18 protein-coding genes are annotated in these 15,922 nt (G+C 42.1%); all 18 read left to right on the forward strand.

All coding sequences use genetic code 11. The features are described 5' to 3' along the window. Positions 1-31: 31 nt before the first annotated feature. Positions 32-841, forward strand: a complete 810-nt coding sequence (locus CZ434_RS03005) for a heptaprenyl diphosphate synthase component 1 (protein ID WP_077621730.1) — start codon at positions 32-34, stop codon at positions 839-841. A 4-nt stretch (positions 842-845) separates the two neighbouring features. Continuing rightward, positions 846-1,556: a demethylmenaquinone methyltransferase gene (menG, locus tag CZ434_RS03010; RefSeq protein WP_077621731.1), complete on the forward strand. Its 711-nt coding sequence runs from the start codon at positions 846-848 to the stop codon at positions 1,554-1,556. Positions 1,557-1,581: 25 nt separating this feature from the next. Further along, the gene (gene hepT / locus CZ434_RS03015; protein ID WP_077621732.1) at positions 1,582-2,553 is read left to right on the forward strand and encodes a heptaprenyl diphosphate synthase component II; all 972 of its coding nucleotides are present in this window, start codon (positions 1,582-1,584) and stop codon (positions 2,551-2,553) included. 83 nt (positions 2,554-2,636) lie between these two features. Continuing rightward, positions 2,637-3,080 carry a nucleoside-diphosphate kinase gene (gene ndk, locus CZ434_RS03020; protein ID WP_077621733.1) on the forward strand — a complete coding sequence of 148 codons (444 nt, stop codon included), beginning with the start codon at positions 2,637-2,639 and terminating at the stop codon, positions 3,078-3,080. A 383-nt stretch (positions 3,081-3,463) separates the two neighbouring features. Continuing rightward, complete coding sequence (gene aroC / locus CZ434_RS03025; RefSeq protein ID WP_077621734.1) at positions 3,464-4,630, forward strand: chorismate synthase; 1,167 nt, start codon at positions 3,464-3,466, stop codon at positions 4,628-4,630. Continuing rightward, positions 4,630-5,709: a 3-dehydroquinate synthase gene (aroB, locus tag CZ434_RS03030; protein WP_077621735.1), complete on the forward strand. Its 1,080-nt coding sequence runs from the start codon at positions 4,630-4,632 to the stop codon at positions 5,707-5,709. Before aroC ends, aroB begins: the two co-directional genes overlap by 1 nt. Before the next feature lie 19 nt (positions 5,710-5,728). Then, complete coding sequence (aroH, locus tag CZ434_RS03035) at positions 5,729-6,091, forward strand: chorismate mutase (protein ID WP_077621736.1); 363 nt, start codon at positions 5,729-5,731, stop codon at positions 6,089-6,091. 16 nt (positions 6,092-6,107) lie between these two features. Continuing rightward, positions 6,108-7,211, forward strand: a complete 1,104-nt coding sequence (hisC, locus tag CZ434_RS03040) for a histidinol-phosphate transaminase (RefSeq protein ID WP_077621737.1) — start codon at positions 6,108-6,110, stop codon at positions 7,209-7,211. Next, positions 7,211-8,311 (forward strand): prephenate dehydrogenase, encoded by a 1,101-nt coding sequence (locus CZ434_RS03045; protein ID WP_077621738.1) that lies wholly within the window; start codon positions 7,211-7,213, stop codon positions 8,309-8,311. Before hisC ends, CZ434_RS03045 begins: the two co-directional genes overlap by 1 nt. Positions 8,312-8,326: 15 nt before the next feature. Next, entirely contained in the window at positions 8,327-9,622 is a 1,296-nt protein-coding gene (gene aroA, locus CZ434_RS03050; RefSeq protein WP_077621739.1) for a 3-phosphoshikimate 1-carboxyvinyltransferase, read from the forward strand. 51 nt (positions 9,623-9,673) lie between these two features. Beyond that, a complete protein-coding gene (locus CZ434_RS03055) occupies positions 9,674-10,546 on the forward strand; it encodes a hypothetical protein (protein WP_077621740.1) in 873 nt (290 codons plus the stop codon). A gap of 58 nt (positions 10,547-10,604) precedes the next feature. Beyond that, positions 10,605-11,867 (forward strand): tetratricopeptide repeat protein, encoded by a 1,263-nt coding sequence (locus CZ434_RS03060; protein ID WP_077621741.1) that lies wholly within the window; start codon positions 10,605-10,607, stop codon positions 11,865-11,867. Positions 11,868-11,896: 29 nt separating this feature from the next. Beyond that, complete coding sequence (locus CZ434_RS03065; protein ID WP_077621742.1) at positions 11,897-12,466, forward strand: ReoY family proteolytic degradation factor; 570 nt, start codon at positions 11,897-11,899, stop codon at positions 12,464-12,466. A 111-nt stretch (positions 12,467-12,577) separates the two neighbouring features. Beyond that, a complete protein-coding gene (locus CZ434_RS03070; protein WP_077621743.1) occupies positions 12,578-13,036 on the forward strand; it encodes a DUF2487 family protein in 459 nt (152 codons plus the stop codon). A gap of 127 nt (positions 13,037-13,163) precedes the next feature. After that, positions 13,164-13,673, forward strand: a complete 510-nt coding sequence (locus CZ434_RS03075) for a QcrA and Rieske domain-containing protein (RefSeq protein WP_077621744.1) — start codon at positions 13,164-13,166, stop codon at positions 13,671-13,673. 3 nt (positions 13,674-13,676) lie between these two features. Beyond that, positions 13,677-14,351 (forward strand): menaquinol-cytochrome c reductase cytochrome b subunit, encoded by a 675-nt coding sequence (gene qcrB / locus CZ434_RS03080; RefSeq protein WP_077621745.1) that lies wholly within the window; start codon positions 13,677-13,679, stop codon positions 14,349-14,351. A 32-nt stretch (positions 14,352-14,383) separates the two neighbouring features. Then, positions 14,384-15,163 (forward strand): menaquinol-cytochrome c reductase cytochrome b/c subunit, encoded by a 780-nt coding sequence (locus CZ434_RS03085; RefSeq protein WP_077621746.1) that lies wholly within the window; start codon positions 14,384-14,386, stop codon positions 15,161-15,163. Positions 15,164-15,284: 121 nt separating this feature from the next. Beyond that, positions 15,285-15,872, forward strand: a complete 588-nt coding sequence (gene lhaT / locus CZ434_RS03090) for a lipoprotein heptaprenylglyceryl N-acetyltransferase LhaT (protein WP_077621747.1) — start codon at positions 15,285-15,287, stop codon at positions 15,870-15,872. The last annotated feature ends 50 nt before the right edge of the window (positions 15,873-15,922 follow it).

Raw genomic sequence — 15,922 nt, forward strand, 5'->3', positions numbered from 1 at the left:
AAACCTGACATAATGTTACGAAAGGGCTTGGGTGGTTACTTTGAAGACATCATCAAATTTAACGCTTAATGAAATAAAAGAAGCGATTGAGACGCAGATTGAGCATTCTTACTTGGAAAAGTATATACAAAAGCCCGTTATTGATGACGATAAACTGTTCATCTTATCCTCCATCATAAATAACACTCCGAATTCCGACAGCAAGAAAAAGCATTATATAATTACTGCAATGCTTGTCCAAATTGCATTGGATACCCATGATCTTGTTTCAAGAAGGGAAGAGCACGGGGAAACCGGCCGGAATAAAAAACAAAGGCAATTGACTGTCCTGGCCGGAGATTACTACAGCGGGTTGTACTATTATCTGCTTTCCCGCCTGGATGATATTCCGATGATTCATATGCTCGCCTCAGCGATTAAAGAAATCAATGAATTGAAGATGACTGTATATTATAAGGAGTACGAGTCTGTCTCTGAATTCATGAACTCCGTCATGCAAATAGAATCCCTGCTCATAAGGAGAATCGCTGAATTTTTCCAACGGGATTCCATCAATGAGTTTACTGGCAACTGGCTGCTCACCAGGAAATTGATGCGGGAGAAAAGCAGTTTTCTCAATAAAGAAAGCTCATTGATATTCGAGCTGCTTACAAAAGGGCCGGCACATCGAATTGACTATAATCACGTCGTAACTACAGTTGAACAATTCATCCAGAACAGTACACGCCGTGCTGAAGAGACCATTTCACAGCTGCCAGGTCATTTTCAATCACTTCGATTGCATGTCCACGCCATTATCGACAGCATTGGAAATAATACAACAGTATTGGAAGAGGGTTAATTGAATGTCACAACAAACCAAAGAACAACGGGTTCATAATGTTTTTGAAAAAATATACAATCGTTATGATTTTATGAATTCGGTGATTTCTTTTCAGAGACACAAAGCGTGGAGAAAAGATGTCATGAAAAGGATGAATGTTAAGAGCGGTGATACTGCCTTGGATGTTTGCTGCGGAACTGGCGACTGGTCTTTTTCGCTGGCCGATGCCGTCGGACCGACAGGAAAGGTAGTCGGACTGGACTTCAGTAATAACATGCTCTCGGTTGCACGTAAGAAGAAAGAGACAAATCACATCTCCCATTTGGACTTTATTCAAGGTAATGCCATGGAACTGCCTTTCGAGGATAACAGCTTTGATTATATAACAATCGGTTTTGGATTGCGCAATGTACCTGATTATGCCCAAGTCCTGAGGGAAATGAGAAGAGTAGTCAAGCCCGGCGGAAAAGTGGTATGTTTAGAAACTTCCCAGCCGACTGCACCTGTGTTTCGACAGCTATACTATATATACTTCGGTCATATAATGCCTCTTTTCGGAAAGCTGTTCGCAAAAAGCTATCAAGAGTATGCCTGGCTTCATGAATCTGCCAAAGATTTTCCCGGCAAAGAAGAATTGAAAGAAATGTTCAAGGAAGCCGGTCTCAGCCAAGTTAATGTAAAGGCTTATACTGGAGGCGTTGCAGCCATGCATATGGGAACAAAACCATCATAAAAAATTAGTTAAAAAGGTGAAAGACATGAAATTAGCAATGATCTATTCCTATTTAAAACAAGATCTTGATCATATTGAAAAAGCCTTGAATAAAACAATCCGCTCCAAGCATCCTGTATTAAGGGAGGCTTCCAGTCAGTTATTGCAAGCAGGAGGAAAAAGACTTCGTCCTGTTTTTGTTTTGCTTGCCGCCAAATTTGGAGATTACCAGATTACGCGTGTGGAAAAAGTCGCAGTATCTTTGGAATTAATACATATGGCTTCCCTTGTTCATGACGATGTGATCGATGAAGCCCAGCTGCGAAGAGGTGAACCGACCGTCAAGGCTAGATGGGACAATCGGATTGCTATGTACACAGGAGATTACATATTCGCACGATCACTTGAGTATTTATCTGCCCTGGAAAAACCAAAGGCACATCGGATTCTTTCTGAAACGATGGTGGAACTCTGTATTGGTGAAATGGAACAAATCAGGGATAAATATCATTTGGAACAAAATGTCAGAAATTATCTGAGACGGATAAAAAGAAAAACAGCTCTTTTGATTTCTTCCAGCTGCAGTCTCGGGGCAATTGCGTCTGATGTGCCCGCCCATTATGAAAAAGCGCTGAACAGATATGGTTACTATATCGGAATGTCCTACCAAATCATTGACGACATTCTTGATTTTACTTCCACAGAGAAACAGTTGGGAAAACCAGCAGGAAGTGACTTGATGCAGGGTAATTTGACGTTGCCGGTATTCTATGCAATGGAAAACCCGGACTTCAAGGAAGAACTGAACAGACTTTTTGCGGTTCCGGAGGATATTAGCCATGAAGATATCCGTCCATTCATCGATATGATCAAAAATTCGGATGTCATCGAAAGATCGTACGCTTTGAGTGATATGTACCTCGACAAGGCCTATAAGTCTTTGGAAGAATTGCCTGATATTAAGGCGAAGCAGACTTTGAAAGATATAGCAAAATATATAGGCAAAAGAAAATCTTAAACAAATTGCCAATTCATTGAATATTTGATAGAATTTATTAGGTTAGCGCTTTCATACATAATCTTGTTGGAGAGGTGTATTCGATGGAGAAGACTTTCTTGATGATCAAACCAGATGGGGTACAAAGAAACTTGGCGGGGGAAATCATGGCACGCTTTGAGAAAAAAGGATATAAACTGGTCGGCGCCAAATTGATGCAGATAACAGAAGAATTGGCCGAACAGCATTACGGTGAGCACAAGGGAAAACCTTTTTACGAGGAGTTGGTCGCATTTATCACTTCAGGGCCAGTGTTTGCGATGGTCTGGGAAGGGGAGAATGTGATTGCGGTCGCAAGGCAAATGATGGGCAAGACAAATCCTCAAGAAGCTTTACCAGGTACAATCAGAGGCGATTACGGGGTGACTGTCGGAAAAAATGTCATTCATGGCTCTGATTCTGAAAAAAGTGCCCAACGGGAAATTTCTTTATTTTTCGAAGAAGGACAACTATTGGATTATGAGAAAACGGCCAGTGCCTGGCTTTAAAAAAGTGTTTAAGATAATTTTTATCCAAATATACAGGAAACAACCTTCCAAAGCGGGGGTTGTTTTTCTTTTTTCACAAATTGTTATTTATCTAGCAAATGCTACATAATCCAGTCTTTTCAAGATAGTGGAGCAGGTTGATTAAGGTATCCCAGAATGAGAACCATGAAAGTAATGGATATCAATCTGATGAATCAAGATTATGAAGGGAGCGGTGGTGTCTTTAAAAATGACAATAACCTGGTTATGGTCTTGATCGGCAAATCGGGCCACTATTATTAAAAAATTTAGTCTTGTAAGCGTTTACTATGATTTATATGCACACATGGGAAAGAAGGTATGATATAGTAGTACAAAAATTAAAAGTATATGGAGGTATAATCATGCGCTATCTTACTGCCGGTGAATCACACGGCAAACAACTTACAACTATCGTAGAAGGGCTTCCGGCTTTAATGCCTCTTACAAAGGAAGATATAAATGAGTCATTGCTCCGCAGGCAGAAAGGACACGGCCGCGGAAAAAGAATGCAAATTGAAAAGGACCTCGTTGAAATAGCAGGGGGTGTAAGACATGGTTACACCTTGGGCTCGCCGATAGCTATGGTTATACATAATGATGACTTTAAACATTGGGAAGACATTATGGGAGAAGATCCTTATCCTGAAGGGCAGAATATCAGGAGGACTGTGACCCGCCCGAGACCCGGGCATGCAGATCTGAACGGGGCGATGAAATATGGCCACAGGGATATAAGAAATATTTTGGAAAGGTCCTCTGCCAGGGAAACGGCTGCAAGAGTAGCTGCCGGGGCAGTTGCAAAAACATTACTAAAGCAGCTCGGCATCGATGTTGTAAGTTATGTGAAAGAGATAGCAGGCATTCAAGCAGAAGACAAAACAGATCTGTCGATCGATCAGAAAAGGCAAATCTCTGAGGATTCACCTGTCCGCAGCCTTGATGAAGAAGCGGGACAAAAAATGATGGATGCGATTGACCAGGCTAAAAAGGATGGGGACTCAATCGGCGGTGTAGTGGAAGTGTATATAGAAGGTATGCCTGCCGGAGTAGGTTCCTATGTTCATTATGACCGGAAGCTTGACGGAAGAATCGCGGGGGCAGTTGCGAGCATCAATGCCTTTAAAGGGGTGGAATTCGGAATAGGCTTCGAGGCCGCACGGATGAACGGCAGCCAGGTCCACGACGAGATTGCTTGGGAGAAGAATGTCGGTTACTATCGGAAAACGAATCGCTTAGGTGGATTTGAAGGTGGCATGACGACCGGGATGCCGATCGTTGTGAAAGGAGTCATGAAACCAATTCCTACTCTTTACAAGCCGTTGCAAAGTGTCGATATCGAGTCGAAAGAGCCATTCAGCGCAAGCATTGAACGATCTGATTCTTGTGCAGTTCCTGCAGCAGCTGTCGTTATGGAACATGTTGTGGCATTTGAACTTGCAAAAGGGTTGTTGGAACAGTTCCCTCATGACCAATTCCCTAAATTGAAAGAATCCATTGATCAGTACCGTGAAGAATTAAGGTGTTTTTAATGGATTCATTAACTATCCAATCCAGTTCTGGTCAATATAGTGTTCATGTGGGAACAAAAATAAGACATAATTTGGCAGCTTTGTTAGAGAAAAACTACCAACAAATAATGATCATCACAGACAGTTCTGTTGCAGAGTTATATCTGGAGGATATTATTGAATCACTTTCCGGAGGAAGTGAAATCTTCACCACTGTCATACCTGCAGGAGAACAATCTAAAAGCAAGGATGTCTATTTTGATTTGATTACGGATTGTCTGGAAGCCAATTTGGACCGCCATTCGCTTATCATAGCACTTGGAGGCGGAGTTGTCGGGGATTTGGCCGGTTTTGTGGCCGCTACGTACATGAGAGGGATTGACTATGTGCAGGTTCCGACAACCATTTTGGCGCATGACAGCAGTGTCGGTGGCAAAGTAGCCATAAATCACCCGGAGGGAAAGAATATGATCGGCAGTTTTTACCCGCCGAGCGGCGTGATATATGATGTCGAAACATTGTATACATTGCCGGAAAGTGAAATTCGTTCAGGTTATGCGGAAATCGTGAAACACGGGTTGATCAGTGACGAAATTTACTTTTTGGATGTGGTGGACAATGCGAGTGTTTTTAAACTCTCCGATACTATGCTGATGGACCATATTCGCAAAGGAATTGCGGTAAAGGCGGAAATTGTCCAACAAGACGAGAAAGAAACGGGCATACGTCAATTTTTGAATTTCGGACATACTCTCGGCCATGCATTGGAGGCGGAGTTAGGCTATGGCAAAATCACTCATGGCGAAGCAGTAGCAGTCGGAATGTTATTCGCCATCAGGGTTAGTGAACATGTCTATGCTATTGAATTGCCTTATGACAGGCTTTTAAAATGGCTGGAATACAATCGCTACCCACTCCAATTTAAAGATATTGATATTCCTTCTATCATCCATAGAATGAAAAAAGACAAAAAAGCCAGGGATAAAACAGTTCAAATGGTATTGTTGAAAGGGATTGGAAAACCATCTGTAGAAAAAATAGCGGACAATGATCTTGAAAAGCTATTAATACGCTTTTTTAATCAAAATGCTGAGTTATAAAAAGAAGGTTGGTGAGTAAATGATCAGGGGAGTAAGGGGAGCCACAACAGTAGAAGAAAATGAAGGACAACAAATAATCGAGAATACCAAAAAGCTGATCGAAGAAATGGCAGATGCGAATGGCATTATGCCTGATGATATAGCAACGGTTTTGGTATCCATGACTACTGACTTGGATGCAGTTTTTCCGGCTAAGGCTTTGAGAAAACTTGAGGGATGGACGTACGTTCCAGTCATGTGTATGCAGGAAATAGAGGTCCGCGGCAGTCTAAAGCAATGTATTCGAGTAATGATGACGGTCAATACCGACAAGACACAGGAACAAATCAACCATGTATACCATCATAAGGCAAAACAGCTGAGACCAGACTTGCTGAAGTAGAGAGGAGCTTTTTAGAATGGAAGGAAAAGAAGTATTAAAAGGGATGAGTCCTTATAAACCGGGCAAACAAATAAAAGAGGTCAAAGAAGAGTACGGGTTGGAGCGGATTGTCAAGTTGGCATCAAATGAAAATCCGTTCGGCTTCTCAGACCAGATCAAAATATCAGCCAACGATCTTATAAAAAACCTGGAAGTATATCCTGATGGATATTCTACAGAGTTGAGGAAGGCACTCGCCGATAAACATCAAGTGAACGGGGATCAGATTGTGTTTGGTTGTGGATCTGACGAAGTAGTGGAAATCATTTGCCGTACATATTTAGATGCAGGAAAGAATACTGTCATGGCTGCTCCGACATTTCCTCAATACAAACATAATGCTTTGATTGAGGGAGCAGAAGTCAGAGAAGTTCCTTTAATAGACGGTTACCATGATCTAGATGGTATGCTTTCAAAAATTGATGAAAACACACGAATACTGTGGCTTTGCTCGCCGAACAATCCCACAGGTACGTTAATCGACAAAGAGAGCTTTGATAATGTGATGGAACAGTGCCCGAGTCATGTGTTGGTTGTAATGGATGAAGCGTATTATGAGTATGTTGAAGCCGGTGATGCCCCAGATATCGTCGGTTCGATAAAAGACTACCCGAATCTTATGACATTGAGAACTTTCTCAAAGGCCTATGGATTAGCGGCACTTCGGGTTGGTTATGGAGTAGCCGATGAGGAAGTGGCAAGATTGCTGAATGTTACCAGAGGGCCTTTCAATACCACCACAGTAGCACAAAAAGCAGCTCTTACGGCGTTGCAAGATCAGGATTTCCTGACTGCTTCTGTTCAAGAAAACAAGGAAAACAAACGGCAGTTAATGAATTTTTGCGAGAAAAACAATTTGACGTACTATGATTCTGAAGCTAATTTCTTGTTTATCAAACTTCCGGTTAAGGGAGATCAAATATATGAATTTCTCCTTAGTAAGGGATTTATTGTAAGGTCCGGTGAAGCTCTTGGACACCCGAATGGAATTAGAGTCACCATTGGAAGCAAAGAGGATATGACACACCTCGAAGAGCACATTGCAGCATTTCTTGTCTCCGTTGAAGAGGGGATCCAGTAGTGAAGGAAACAGTATTGGTAGCGGGACTGGGACTGATCGGAGGCTCGCTCGCACTGAGTATCAAGCAGACAGGCAGGTATAAAATAGTTGGTTACGATATAAACGGCAAAACGCTCGAATACAGCTTGATGAACGAAATAATTGATGAGGCATGTGGAAATTTCGAAGAAGCTGCCGAAGATGCAGATATCATCCTCCTGGCAGCCCCTGTTTCCAAGACTATCGAGCTAATCGGCCGACTATCGGAGTTGGAATGGAAGAAAGAAGTGATTATTACCGATGCTTCATCGGTTAAAGGTCCGGTTATGAAAGCGGCGCAACTGTTGAAGGATCCGGCGGTTACGTTTATCGGAGGCCATCCAATGGCGGGATCTCATAAAAAGGGAATCCAGGCTGCGAAATCCCATTTATTCGAAAATGCCATCTATGTTTTGACCCCATTCGAAGACTGTACTGAAGGGAAACTTGAGAAACTGAAAGAATTACTTGCACAGACAAAGAGTAAATTTATGAAGCTTAAGCCGAAAGAGCATGACGAAATGACGAGTGTCATTTCTCATTTTCCTCATTTAATCGCTTCATCCCTTGTACACCAGGCAAAGAATTGGCAGGAAACACATTCTTATATCCCTAAACTTGCAGCGGGGGGTTTTCGGGATATAACCAGGATCGCTTCGAGCAATCCGGAAATGTGGCAGGATATCTTTTTTCAAAACCGGCATAGCATGACACAATTGCTTCAGGATTGGATTTCGGAAATGGAGTCGTTAAAGCTGCTGCTAGAAACCGGCAACAAACATTCCATGTATGATTACTTGCAACAAGCAAAGGAATATCGAGATGGGCTTGGCCACAAACAAAAAGGTGCAATCCCGTCATTTTATGATTTGTTCGTGGATATCAGAGACCAGCCAGGAGCACTGCTCCGAGTGGTTGAGCTTTTGGCGGGTAGGAATATAAGTATTAATAATATTGAAATACTTGAAATCAGAGAAGGAATAACCGGTGTCTTGAGATTGAGTTTCCAGGATAAGATTTATCAAATGGAAGCAGAGCAGACACTGGGTGATAAAGGGTATGAAACCATGATTCAGGACTAAGGGGAATTATAAAATATGACTAAGACGCTGAAAAAAGTTGAATCATCTTTGCACGGGAAGATTTCAGTTCCTGGAGACAAGTCCATTTCTCACCGGGCCGTGATATTTGGCTCGCTGGCAGAAGGGAAAACAGAAATAACCGGTTTTTTAGACGGCGAAGACTGTATGAGAACCATCGATGCCTTTGAAGCTTTGGGGGTCAAAATTGAGAAGGACGAACAATCAATAATAATCCATGGCAATGGAGTAAGCGGATTGAAAGAGCCTGAAAGACCGATCTATCTAGGCAATTCAGGAACCACCGCAAGACTTATAATGGGAGTTCTTGCCGGTCTGCCTTTCCATTGTGTATTACATGGTGATGAGTCGTTGTCAAACAGACCGATGGATCGCATAACCGTACCGCTCAGGAAAATGGGTGCAAATATTGATGGACGGGAAGAAGGAAAATACCTGCCGATTTCCATAAGGGGGGGCAATTTGCGAAACATTCAATTCCAAAGCCCTGTAAAAAGCGCCCAAGTAAAATCCGGAGTGTTATTAGCCGGTCTGCTCGCTGATGGAAAAACAGAAGTAAAGGAATCGGCGATAACCCGGGATCATACAGAACGGATGCTTCAAGCATTCGGGGGGATGGTTTCGGTTGAGGAGGACCGCATTTCCATTGATGGCAAGCAATCATTAAGAGGAGCTAATGTCCAGGTTCCAGGAGATATTTCCTCTGCATCATTTTTTCTGGTAGCTGCGGCGATAGTCGAAAAGAGTCATGTCACGCTTGAGAATGTAGGTTTGAACCAGACAAGGACCGGTATATTGGATGTATTGAAAAAAATGGGTGCTTCCATCCAGGTCAAAGTAAAAGATCCAATTGGCGGAGAACCTATCGGAGATATTACCGTGTCTTATGCTCCGTTGAAAGGGACTGTAATTGAAGGAGATATCATCCCGCGGCTTATCGATGAATTGCCGGTAGTGGCACTACTGGCTACACAGGCAGAAGGCGAAACCATCATAAGAGATGCCGAAGAGTTAAGATACAAGGAAACAGATAGGATCGCAGCAGTAGTGGAAACGTTGAAAACTTTCGGGGCAGATATCTCTGGTACGGAAGATGGAATGATCATCAACGGTAAAACTGAACTTTCGGGTGCCAAAGCAGACTCATACGGCGACCACCGCATCGGGATGATGATTGCGATTGCTTCTCTTATCGCCAAGGGTGAAGTCCAGTTGACGAATCCGGAATGCATCAATATATCCTATCCGGAATTTTTCGATGATCTGGCTAAAATTTCTTCCACATTATCATAGTATGGCTGACACCTTCATACCTTGTACAAATCCATAAGGAGGAGTACAAGTATGGAGGTTTACTGTTTTTACAGCGATCTTATTTACGAAGAAGAGAATTGGCAGTCAAAATGTATACATGTGGAAGATGGAAGATTTGTAAGATCACATAAAGTGAACCCGGTAGAAATGGTGGTGGATGGCTTCTGGATCGGACCCGGAAAAGTTTATGTTGATATGGAAGAACCGGTTTACTTTCAAGCCAATTCGAAGGAAACGGTCAAAAGTTATATTGATCGTGGTTGTACATTATTACTCTGTCAGCTGCCTGTATACAGCAGCCAGCACTTCAAAAGGAAGTTTTATCAATTCAAAGAAAAACTTGCATATCTTCCTATCGATTATATGATCGTTCCCCGAATACCTCTCCCATATTTAAAGACTGAACAGATACGCTTTTTCGGAAGGAAGAGACTTCCTTTTATCATTGTTGAGCTTGCTACTGAGAAAGAATTGTGGAAAGTGAAATGGGAGTGGATTCAACAAGCACAAAGCTTGTCGGGGATCCATCTTTTTTTCACCATGGAAAACAATCAGGCTCCGGACAAACATGTCTTACACGCTTGGAAACATGTCGTCGATTCGTTTCTCATTTCCTCTTCCTATGAAGAAATATCTCATCTCCCTTTGCCGAAAAAATTGCTGAGGATAACAGGAATTTCCCCATATAAAGGCGAATTATTACCTCAAGGCAGTGCAGACTATAATTTATTTCCGATTGATAAATTCCCATCCATTGATGAACCCGAAAAATTCCGATATCATAAAGCTAGTCCGGTTGTTACAGTTGCTGGAGGAAAAGTGGTAATGGCCAACCAGCAAGTAGAACCGGAGATAGGAAGAGGATATTATCAAAAAGTCTCAATACCGAGACATTTTTTGTGAATAGAGCAGATAATCGCAGGAATTGATGACTGTGTTGTAGAAAGAAAGGGTGTTCCAGATGGAGGAAATACATCAAGCGATCAAATTGATGGAGCAAAATAAAACGGAAGAAGCAATTCAGGCACTGGAGAGTTATCTTCCTTCAGCAAACGAAGAAGAAAAGTACACAATTGCGGAATTGTATATGCAATGGGGAATGCTGGAAGAGGCCAAGCATATATTGAATGTTCTTTCCCAACAATATCCAGCGGAGCCGGAACTGAAATTGATGCTTGCCGAGATACACATCGATTTAAACGAAGACGAAGAGGCCATCGATGTGCTCAACAGATTCACACCAGAAGATGAGGAATACTTAGAGGCCTTGATTCAATTAGCGGATCTATATCAGGCCCAAGGGTTATTCGAAGTTTCCGAACAAAAACTACTAGAAGCGAAAAATATCGATCCACTGGAACCCGTTATTGACTTTGCGCTGGGTGAACTGGCTTTCTCTACGGGAGAGTATCAAAAATCTATCCCATATTATGAAAAAGTTTATGACAACCAACGGGTGATAGGAGATATAGAAGTGGGGATCAGGCTGGCGGAAGCCTATGCTGCCACAGGAGAGTTTGAAAAAGCCATTGAGTACTATCAGGAATCGGAAAGTGAAAATCCGGATAACCTCTTTAAATACGGATTTACGGCTTATAGAGCCGGACGCCTGGATATCGCTATCAAGGTGTGGGAACAACTTGTAAGAAACGATCCATATTACCAATCGGTTTATTTGTTCCTTGCACAGTCGTATGAGTCGGAAGGAATGGTGCAGGAAGCTTACGACACTGCAAAAAAAGGCCTGAATACCGATGAATTCAATAAGGAGCTGTATCACCTTGCCGGAGTATTGGCACACAGGCTGGGAGATCAAGGAGAAAGCTACAGACTTGTAAGAGAAGCGGTATCTTTAGACCCGGGCTTTAAAGAAGCGGTCCTTTTCTTGGTGGAAAATTACAAGGACAACGAGGACTATGAATCTGTCGCAGAGTTGTTATCGACTCTTCTGGAGAATGGGGAAGAAGATGCAAGCTATAAATGGGAACTTGCCAAAGCTTATCGAGAGACAGAATCATATGATGAGGCATTAATTCAGTACCAGGAAGCATATAATAATTTTAAAGAAGACTCAGATTTTCTTAAAGAATACGGGTATTTTCTAGTGGAAGAGGGGAGGACAGAAACAGCAAAAGAAGTGTTTTCCAAGTATTTATTGTTGGACCCTGCTGATTATGAAGTGGAAGAATATCTAATCCGATTATCCCAAAGTGAGGAATTTTAACTCTCTTTCAAAAAGGAGGGAGCACCAATTTGAATACACCCATTTCTATAAAAGATAAAAAAGAATTTATTCGTTGGTTTTTAAGAAATTATCAATTGAAAAGAAGAGAAAGCGTATGGATACTTAACTATTTGATCAATCATGAAAAGCTGTTGGAAAAGGTCCATTTTATCAGGGAAGCCCGTTACTGCCCCCGTGGTATCGTCATCTCTTCTTATTGTTCTGAAGAGGCGCCGTTCCGCTTTTATAAGAACCATATTGTAACAACAGATGCCGAGAAATCTTTTCACGATATTCGGTTGAACCGGAAAGAACCTGTGTATATTCAGCTCAATTTTAAAAATTCACACCAATGTGCATCGTATGTGGCTGTATTGGAAGACAATCCGTTCTTGCCGGATGATTACTTCATAACCGAAAAGGACCAAATCGCCGCAAAGGATTTACTGGAGAGCTCTATTTTTGAAACGCAAAAAGAAAAAATACAGAAAAAAATAGACTATGCCTTGGATAATAGAGACAAAGAAGAATTCCAAAGACTATCCATTAGCCTGAAAAAACTTGAGGAACAGTATGCCCACCATGTCAACTCTAAATAAATGGCTTAAACGGGAATTATGGAAGACAAATTTTGCTTAGCTAAGTGAAATTTGTCTTCTTTTATGATAATTTTAGATAAGCGAGATAGAATAAGAAAGGAAGTGAAAGCTATGCGTTGGACGAAAAGTGACTTGGACCTGTATTTTTCGGCTGAAGAATATGTGGACACCCTGCTTCTGCCGCTTCTCCCAATATCCCTTGAGGACAACAGTTCAATGGAAAAAAGTTCGATTCAATCCGAGTCGATGAGCATTTTTGTCAATCAAATGGAGAAGCTGTATAAAGGAAGGATTTTTTTGTTTCCTACATATAATTATCTTTCTTCTGCTGATTTGGAAAAAGAAACTGCCAGATTGAACGAATGGGTTTCGAAGGCGATGGACAAGCCGTTTCAGCATGTTTTCTTTTTTACATTCGACCATCACTGGAAAAAACACGAACGGAATTTGGAAGGAAATCTACTTTGGCTTCCAGCAATACAATCCGGCGATATGCATGCTGCCGAGACACAAAACATCATAAAGGAACAAATAGCCCAGATTACCGAATTGATCAAATCTTACTGGTAGTCCGGAAACTTGTATTGTAAGGCTGATAATTTATTGACCGGACAAACAGTTTGCGCTATCATGGTAATGTCCTAGTAAACTTATATTTACCATGTATGTCGGATTTTAGCATAGAGGGGGGTAAACCATGAGTGAAAAGAAACAACAAGTATCCCGTCGTCAATTTCTAAACTATACACTTACAGGTGTTGGGGGGTTTATGGCTGCCGGTATGCTTGCGCCAATGGTTCGGTTCGCGATTGATCCGGTATTGACTGCACAGACTTCAGGTGATTTCAAATCTGTTGCCAATGTGGACGACATTACCGAAGAACCGCAGCGAGTCGATTGGGAAATTGACCAGGTTGATGCCTGGTATGAATCTACTGTAACGAAAACTGCGTGGGTGTATAAAGATGAAAATGGCGATATTGTTGCGTTGTCGCCAATTTGTAAACACCTTGGCTGTATGGTTACTTGGGCTGGGTCGGAAGAGTATCCAGACGAATTTTTCTGTCCTTGCCATGAAGGGCGTTATTACAAAAGTGGAGAAAACGTACCTGGTACTCCGCCTTCAGAGGGCTTGGACTATTATGAGTACAAGATTGAAAATGGTTCTTTATTGCTTGGACCTACTAAACCGAGAGGGGAGGCGTAATAGATGCTTCAGAGATTATATGACTGGGTTGATGAGCGGATGGATATTACGCCATTGTGGCGGGATATCGCTGACCATGAGGTGCCTGAACACGTAAACCCCGCACATCATTTCTCTGCGTTCGTTTACTGCTTCGGGGGACTGACGTTTTTTGTCACAGTCATTCAAATTTTGTCAGGCATGTTCTTGACGATGTATTACGTACCGGATATTGAAAACGCTTGGAGATCTGTTTATTATTTGCAAACTGAAGTGGCACACGGTCAAATTGTCCGGGGAATGCATCACTGGGGAGCCAGTGTAGTTATTGTAATGTTATTCTTACATACCTTGCGTGTCTTTTTCCAGGGTGCCTACAAAAAACCAAGAGAATTGAACTGGATGGTCGGAGTTCTATTGTTCTTTGTTATGCTTGGGCTGGGATTGACAGGATACCTGTTGCCTTGGGATAACAAAGCGTATTTCGCCACACAGGTAACCTTGGAAATCGCAGAAAGTGTTCCATTTATAGGAGAAGCTACGAAAATTCTCTTATCGGGAGATCCTGAAATTGTAGGAGCCCAAACATTAACCAGATTCTTTGCTGTTCATGTTTTCTTCTTGCCTGCTGCATTATTTGCACTAATGGCAATCCACTTTATCATGATCAGGAAACAAGGGATTTCTGGACCACTATAAAATGATGAAGATTACAAAAAGGAGGGAAAGCTGTGCATAAGGGTAAAGGGATGAAATTCGTCGGCGACTCACGTATAACAGCCGAACGGAAACCTAATATACCAAAAGACTATTCTGAATATCCGGGAAGAACAGAAGCATTCTGGCCTAACTTCCTTTTGAAAGAATGGCTGGTCGGAGCTGTTTTTCTCGTTGGATTTTTATGTATGACTGTGGCCCATCCCGCCCCTCTTGAAGGGCTTGCCGATCCGACCACTGCTGGCTACATACCGCTGCCAGACTGGTATTTCTTATTTTTATATCAATTATTAAAATATGAGTTTGCCAGTGGGCCTTGGGTGGTGCTCGGAACGGTCGTAATGCCTGGATTGGCATTTGGCGGACTTTTGCTTGCACCGTTTCTTGATAACCGACCGGGCAGAAGGGTATCGAAAAGACCGATTTCAGTATCCCTTATGTTAATAAGTATCGCTGCAGTATTCTGGCTTACTTATGAAGCTGCCGAACATGTTGATTGGGAAACAAGAGCAGAAGAAAATACTCCAGAACTGCCTGTAGAAGTTGAAATCGACACGGAAGATCCTGGGTATGCTGTTTATGAGCAAAGCTGTATCAATTGTCACGGCGAATCACTCGAAGGTAGTGCAGCGGCACCGTCTTTAATCGGAATAGAGCATGATGTAGACACTATCAAAGACATTGCTGTAAATGGTATAGGTGATATGCCTGCCGGGCAATTCAACGGCTCTGAAGAAGAACTTCAGCAATTGGCTGAATTTATCGTCTCTGTAAACGAAGAAAATAACGAATAATACCACTCAAGCCCCCGCCCGGCAGAAGGCGGGGGCTTTGTATCTGATGGAAGTGGAGCATGGGCAGAAGGCGGCCGTGTTTTGTACTGTACTGCATTTCATGAAAGGAAAGGAATAATTTATGTACCGATACATATTAACGAATAAGACTTTTTTATGGTTGTTGCTTATTGTCAATGTTTTGGGGACGATTTATGGTTATTTCTGGTATGGATCCCAGCTTGCTGTAACACCGGCAATTTTTTTGCCGTTTGTCCCGGATAGCCCCACCGCCAGTCTGTTCTTTGCAGTTTTTTTGATTTTCTTCATTAAAGGCAAAAATGTGCCTTATATAGAGGCTCTGGGCATGATAACCTTGTTTAAATATGGTGTTTGGGCTGTAATGATGAACTTGCTGGTCTTAGCCGTGACTGGTGATTTAGCCTGGCAGGGATATATGTTGATGGCTTCCCATGGAGCGATGGCAGTTCAAGGATTGTTATATGCGCCTTTCTATAAAATCAGAATGCGGCATATCGTAGTGGCGGCAATCTGGACATTGCATAATGATATAATCGATTACGTATTCGGTATGATGCCTGTATATTCATCCTTATTAGATCACATGGATCGAATAGGATATTTCACTTTTTGGCTAAGTATTCTATCTATCTTTATCGCTTATATCATGACCGTGGAGAAAGGGAAAAATACCCTTAGTCATATGTGAAGAGTGTGTCCTGTTTTGGTCTAAACCTGTCCTTCTTTTCATACATTGAG

Origin of the sequence: Sediminibacillus massiliensis (genome assembly GCF_900156915.1) — a bacterium.
Taxonomy (GTDB): Bacteria; Bacillota; Bacilli; order Bacillales; family Amphibacillaceae; genus Sediminibacillus_A; species Sediminibacillus_A massiliensis.

Coding starts and splice junctions, on each gene's coding strand:
- aroB (WP_077621735.1), top strand. CDS start 4,630: ATGGATTCATTAACTATCCAATCCAGTTCTGGTCAATATAGTGTTCAT.
- aroH (WP_077621736.1), top strand. CDS start 5,729: ATGATCAGGGGAGTAAGGGGAGCCACAACAGTAGAAGAAAATGAAGGA.
- aroA (WP_077621739.1), top strand. CDS start 8,327: ATGACTAAGACGCTGAAAAAAGTTGAATCATCTTTGCACGGGAAGATT.
- hepT (WP_077621732.1), top strand. CDS start 1,582: ATGAAATTAGCAATGATCTATTCCTATTTAAAACAAGATCTTGATCAT.
- aroC (WP_077621734.1), top strand. CDS start 3,464: ATGCGCTATCTTACTGCCGGTGAATCACACGGCAAACAACTTACAACT.
- CZ434_RS03070 (WP_077621743.1), top strand. CDS start 12,578: ATGCGTTGGACGAAAAGTGACTTGGACCTGTATTTTTCGGCTGAAGAA.
- ndk (WP_077621733.1), top strand. CDS start 2,637: ATGGAGAAGACTTTCTTGATGATCAAACCAGATGGGGTACAAAGAAAC.
- lhaT (WP_077621747.1), top strand. CDS start 15,285: ATGTACCGATACATATTAACGAATAAGACTTTTTTATGGTTGTTGCTT.
- qcrB (WP_077621745.1), top strand. CDS start 13,677: ATGCTTCAGAGATTATATGACTGGGTTGATGAGCGGATGGATATTACG.
- hisC (WP_077621737.1), top strand. CDS start 6,108: ATGGAAGGAAAAGAAGTATTAAAAGGGATGAGTCCTTATAAACCGGGC.
- CZ434_RS03075 (WP_077621744.1), top strand. CDS start 13,164: ATGAGTGAAAAGAAACAACAAGTATCCCGTCGTCAATTTCTAAACTAT.
- menG (WP_077621731.1), top strand. CDS start 846: ATGTCACAACAAACCAAAGAACAACGGGTTCATAATGTTTTTGAAAAA.
- CZ434_RS03060 (WP_077621741.1), top strand. CDS start 10,605: ATGGAGGAAATACATCAAGCGATCAAATTGATGGAGCAAAATAAAACG.
- CZ434_RS03055 (WP_077621740.1), top strand. CDS start 9,674: ATGGAGGTTTACTGTTTTTACAGCGATCTTATTTACGAAGAAGAGAAT.